The organism is Mesorhizobium sp. M7A.F.Ca.CA.003.01.2.1 (assembly GCF_003998945.1).
Lineage (GTDB): Bacteria > Pseudomonadota > Alphaproteobacteria > Rhizobiales > Rhizobiaceae > Mesorhizobium > Mesorhizobium ciceri.
This window is the reverse complement of record NZ_RZRA01000384.1, coordinates 1-4,926: the sequence shown is the minus strand read 5'-3', so window position 1 is coordinate 4,926 and position 4,926 is coordinate 1. Positions and strand designations below refer to the sequence as shown.

The 4,926-nt window shown below is 61.2% G+C and carries 7 protein-coding genes; 5 read left to right on the top strand and 2 right to left on the bottom strand.

Features of this window, described 5'->3' with window-relative positions; translation table 11 throughout:
- Together EN969_RS16725 and EN969_RS16720 are read left to right on the top strand one after the other, a co-directional pair.
- Positions 1-1,042, top strand: a 1,042-nt coding sequence (locus tag EN969_RS16725) for a TRCF domain-containing protein (RefSeq protein ID WP_281060013.1), incomplete at its 5' end; no start/stop codon positions are given.
- Positions 1,043-1,177: 135 nt separating this feature from the next.
- The gene (locus tag EN969_RS16720) at positions 1,178-2,551 is read left to right on the top strand and encodes a 3-deoxy-7-phosphoheptulonate synthase class II (protein ID WP_013531905.1); all 1,374 of its coding nucleotides are present in this window, start codon (positions 1,178-1,180) and stop codon (positions 2,549-2,551) included.
- 69 nt (positions 2,552-2,620) lie between these two features.
- Here the strand turns inward: EN969_RS16720 and EN969_RS16715 are convergent, their stop codons facing one another.
- Positions 2,621-2,764, bottom strand: a complete 144-nt coding sequence (locus tag EN969_RS16715; RefSeq protein WP_335918377.1) for a hypothetical protein — start codon at positions 2,762-2,764, stop codon at positions 2,621-2,623.
- Between the two features lie 99 nt (positions 2,765-2,863).
- Here EN969_RS16715 and EN969_RS16710 point away from each other — a divergent pair, with 99 nt between their 5' ends.
- The 3 genes from EN969_RS16710 to EN969_RS16700 all read left to right on the top strand — a co-directional run bounded on the left by EN969_RS16710 (position 2,864) and on the right by EN969_RS16700 (position 4,349).
- Positions 2,864-3,280, top strand: coding sequence for a GFA family protein (locus EN969_RS16710; protein ID WP_013531901.1), 417 nt, complete (start codon positions 2,864-2,866; stop codon positions 3,278-3,280).
- Positions 3,281-3,361: 81 nt separating this feature from the next.
- On the top strand, positions 3,362-3,721 hold the full coding sequence (locus EN969_RS16705; RefSeq protein WP_024503562.1) for a diacylglycerol kinase: 360 nt from the start codon (positions 3,362-3,364) through the stop codon (positions 3,719-3,721).
- Between the two features lie 40 nt (positions 3,722-3,761).
- Positions 3,762-4,349, top strand: coding sequence for a hemerythrin domain-containing protein (locus EN969_RS16700; RefSeq protein WP_063167905.1), 588 nt, complete (start codon positions 3,762-3,764; stop codon positions 4,347-4,349).
- Positions 4,350-4,352: 3 nt separating this feature from the next.
- Here EN969_RS16700 and EN969_RS16695 read toward each other — a convergent pair.
- Positions 4,353-4,926 (bottom strand): DedA family protein (locus EN969_RS16695; protein WP_164758300.1); only part of this gene is annotated, 574 nt, incomplete at its 5' end.

The following is a 4,926-nucleotide window of genomic DNA, read 5'->3' as shown; positions in this document are numbered from 1 at the left end:
GCTGCTTCGCGAACGCTATCGCGGTGGCCATTCCTTCTATGTGGTGCCGCGCATAAGCGATCTCTCGGAAATACATGATTTCCTGAAGGAATCCGTGCCGGAGTTGAAGGTGGCGGTGGCTCATGGCCAGATGCCGCCGGGCGAACTCGACGACATCATGAATGCCTTTTATGACGGCCAGTACGACGTGCTGTTGTCGACCACCATCGTCGAATCCGGCCTTGATATTCCGACCGCCAACACGCTGATCATCCACCGCGCCGACATGTTCGGCCTGTCGCAGCTCTACCAATTGCGCGGCCGCGTCGGCCGTTCGAAGGTGCGGGCCTACGCGCTGTTCACGCTGCCGGCCAACCGCAAGCTGACCGACACCGCCGAGCGGAGGCTCAAGGTGCTGCAATCGCTCGACACTCTGGGCGCCGGCTTCCAACTGGCCAGCCACGACCTCGATATCAGAGGCGCCGGCAATCTTCTCGGCGAGGAGCAGTCCGGACACATCAAGGAGGTCGGCTTCGAACTCTACCAGCAGATGCTGGAAGAAGCCGTCGCCGAGGTGAAGGATTCGGGCGAGGTGCAGGATGGCGGCTGGTCGCCGCAGATTGCCGTCGGCACGGCGGTGATGATCCCGGAAAGCTATGTGCCGGACCTGCAGCTCCGGCTGGCGCTTTATCGCCGTCTCGGCGATCTCGAAAACACCGAGGAAATCGACGCTTTCGGCGCCGAGCTGATCGACCGCTTCGGCCCGCTGCCGGAGGAGGTGAAGCATCTGTTGAAGATCGTCTTCATCAAGGCGCTCTGCCGCAAGGCCAATGTCGAAAAACTCGACGCCGGGCCGAAGGGCGTCGTCATCCATTTCCGCAAGCGCGAATTCTCCAACCCGGTCGGGCTGGTCAAGTTCATTGGCGAACAGGGATCGTTGGCCAAGATCCGGCCGGACCACAGTGTCGTCTTCGTGCGCGACTGGCCGACAGCCGAGAAGAGGCTGGCGGGCTCGGCGGTCGTCATGACGCAGTTGGCACGGCTGGTGGAGAAGGCGGCGTAGCTAGCCTCGGACCATTCGCCAGCGCTGAAATTCCGGTCTAGAATAGGAAATTGGCTTCGTGTATGGAGCCGCGATCCCCAATTGGGGCCGGGAATGGCGGAGTATAGGCCGCTGGAAAGAGCGTTGGGTGCAGCGATGACGAAATGGTCGCCGAATTCGTGGAGAGCAAAGCCGATCAAGCAGGTTCCTGCTTATCCGGACCTTGCAGCGCTGAAGAACACGGAGGCCCAGCTCGCAACCTTTCCGCCGCTGGTTTTTGCCGGTGAGGCGCGCAAGCTCAAGAAGCAGCTCGCTTCGGTCGCTGCCGGTGACGCATTCCTCCTTCAGGGGGGCGATTGCGCCGAGAGCTTCGCCGAGCATGGCGCAGACAACATCCGCGACTTCTTCCGCGTCTTCCTGCAGATGTCGGTGGTGCTGACCTTCGCCGGCGCGCAGCCGGTGGTCAAGGTCGGCCGCGTTGCCGGCCAGTTCGCCAAGCCGCGCTCGTCCGACAACGAGACCAAGGGCGAGGTGACGTTGCCCAGCTATCGCGGCGACATCATCAACGGCATCGAATTCGACCCGAAGTCGCGCATTCCGGATCCCGCTCGCCAGGAGATGGCGTACCGCCAGTCGGCGGCGACGCTCAACCTTCTGCGCGCCTTCGCGCAAGGCGGCTATGCCAGCCTGGAGAATGTGCACCGCTGGATGCTCGGCTTCGTGTCCGACAGCCCGCAGGGCGAGAAATACGAGTCGCTCGCCAACCGCATCACCGAGACGATGGACTTCATGAAGGCCGTCGGCATCACTTCGGAAACCAACTACGCGCTGCGCGAGACCGATTTCTATACCAGCCATGAGGCGCTGCTGCTCGGCTACGAGGAGGCGCTGACGCGTGTCGATTCGACCTCCGGCGACTGGTACGCTACCTCGGGCCATATGATCTGGATCGGCGACCGCACCCGCCAGCCGGACCATGCGCATGTCGAATATTGCCGCGGCATCAAGAACCCGCTCGGCCTGAAATGCGGTCCGTCGCTGACGCCGGACGGCTTGCTGGAGCTGATCGACTTGCTCAACCCCGAAAATGAACCCGGCCGGCTGACGCTGATTGCACGTTTCGGCTCCGACAAGGTCGCCGACCATCTGCCGAAGCTGGTTCGCGCGGTGCAGAAGGAAGGCCGCTCCGTGGTGTGGTCGTCGGACCCGATGCACGGCAACACGATCGAGGCCGCCGGCTACAAGACGCGGCCGTTCGACCGCATCCTGAAGGAGGTTCAGACCTTCTTCGAAGTGCACCGCGCCGAAGGCACGCATCCGGGCGGCATCCATGTCGAGATGACCGGTAAGAACGTCACCGAATGCACCGGTGGCGCGCGCGCCATCACCGCCGAGGAGTTGCAGGACCGCTACCACACCCATTGCGACCCGCGCCTCAACGCCGACCAGGCGATCGAACTGGCGTTCCTGGTGTCAGACCTGCTCAAGAAGAGCCACCCGGTGCAGCACAAGCAGGTTGCGAACGGTTAAGCTCGATTTCGGCCTGAACGGCTGACGGAAAAAGCGCTGGAGAAATCCGGCGCTTTTCTTTTGGTTGGTTCAGTGCCCGCGTTCCCAGCGCAGGCCGGCGAGTCTGGGGTCAGCAAACGCCGCCCTTGAAAACTCGATGCGCTTTTCCGGAAACTCGCAGATCGCCTGCACGCCGAACGCACCAAGCCGGATGCGCCAGGTCCGCGGCTCCATTCTCCACGCCAGTACATGTCGCATTTGCTTGCGTGCGTGCGCCGCAAAGCTGGAATCCTGAAGGCGATGCCAGGCACTTTTCTTTCAAGGAGGATCGACGTGAGTGGTGGTCACCAGGGATCGTGTCTGTGTGGAGCCGTCCGCTTCAGAACGAACGGAGCGTTGCGTGGCGTCGTCTATTGTCATTGCTCGCAATGCCGCAAGCAGAGCGGACATTTCTATGCCGCGACCAATGTTGCCAATGTCGACATCGTGATCGATGGCGTGGAAAGTATCACCTGGTACGAAGCCTCTACCTTCGCCAGGCGTGGGTTCTGCAAGGCATGCGGGTCGGTGCTGTTCTGGAAGCCGCGAGACCAGGACTACGTTTCAGTCATGGCGGGATCGTTCGACAAGCCGACAGGTCTTGAGGGGGAATGCCATATCTTCGTTGGTGACAAGGGCGACTATTATTCGATCGACGACGGGCTGCCGCAGTTTGAAAAGTCGACACCGTCCATACCGGTTGCTGAATGAATCTTGGACAAGTCACCTTATTCCATTGATCTGGCCAGCCATTGCATTATCCCGTGCCGGTGATTCGCAAAGGGGTTTGGCATGCAGCGGCTGATCGACGCTTATTTCAATTCGGTGCGGGCGTTTCGCAAGCTGGCCGCCAGCGAGAAGGCTTTCCAGCAGGAGCTGATGCTGCTGGCGCTGGCACTGCCGCTCGGCTGGTTCGTTTCGATCTCGTGGCGCGGTTATGCCTTGCTGATCGGCGCGGTGCTGCTCTTGATCATGGTCGAGGTGCTTAACACCGGCATCGAGGCGGCATGCGACGCTTTCAGCCGCGAGTTCAATGTCGACATCCAGTTGGCCAAGGATTGCGGTTCGCTGGCGGTGCTGATTTCGGTGCTCATCGTCGCCGGTGTCTGGGGCATCGCCATTATCGAGCGGATCACTGGGCTACCGATCTAGCCTTTCGATGCCTATATGGCAGTCACCAAAGGAGACTGTCATGGCCGGGGCCGCCAATTTTCTGCTTCTCGAACGCGTGGGCCTGCCAGACGATCTGCGCTGGCTCGTCGAAAAATACCCGCGTGAAAACTGGCAGGACCATGCCAACGTCCACGGCATCGCCAATATGTGGCTGCAGCGGCACGACATGTTCCGCGAACTTGGCGGCATGCTGGCCAACGGCATTGACGACTTCCGTGAGGGACGGCTGACGGCGCCTGATTTCGCGCGCTGGTTCGCGCCGCGCCTCAATCATTTTCTTGGGCATCTCGACGGTCACCACAATGTCGAGGATTATCAATATTTCCCGATCTTCGCCAAGGCCGAGCCCCGTTTGAAGCGCGGCTTCGAGATTCTCGATGCCGACCACCACACCATCCATGAAGGGCTGGAGCGCAATGCCGAGGCGGCCAATGCCTTCATTAAGACGCTTCAGGAGAGCGAGGACAGACAGCGCTTTGCAGCCGACGCCTATGCCGACGAAAACAGCCGGCTGATCGCCATGCTGACAAGACATCTTGCCGACGAGGAAGACCTGATCGTCCCGCTTATCCTCGATCGGGGGGATCAGGCGCTCGGCGTGGATTGACGATCAGCCTTCCCTGGCGCGTTCCCTCCTGGCGATGTGACGGGCGACGAGCCATGCCACAACGGCCACGGTCAGGCCGATGCCAAGACCGATCAGCAACCGTTCGTGATGCATCAGCGCCTGGCCGATGAAGTGCTCTGCGCCAAGTCCAAAGACATAACCGATCGTACCGAACAGCACCGCCCAGACCGCCGATGAAAGCGCGTTGAGGATGACGAAGCGCGGCGCTGTGATATTGGAGAGCCCGGCTGCAATGCCGCCGACGAGACGCATGCCGTAGATATAGCGGTTCGACAGCACGAAAATGTCGGGATGGGTGTTGAGCAGGCGAAAGGCGCGGCGAAAGCCGGGCCGCTTGCGCAATCTGACGACATAGGGATGGTCGGCAAAGCTTCGTCCGAGGATGAAGAAGAAAGTGTCGCCGACAAAGGCGCCGAGGCCGGCCGCAAGGACGGCGTGCCACAGCACGAAGACCTGCTGGTGGGCGAAGAAGCCGCCGAGAATGGCAGCACTTTCGCCCTCCGCGATGCAACCGACAAAGACCGCGAGCAGCCCGTATTGTTCGATGAAATGGTGG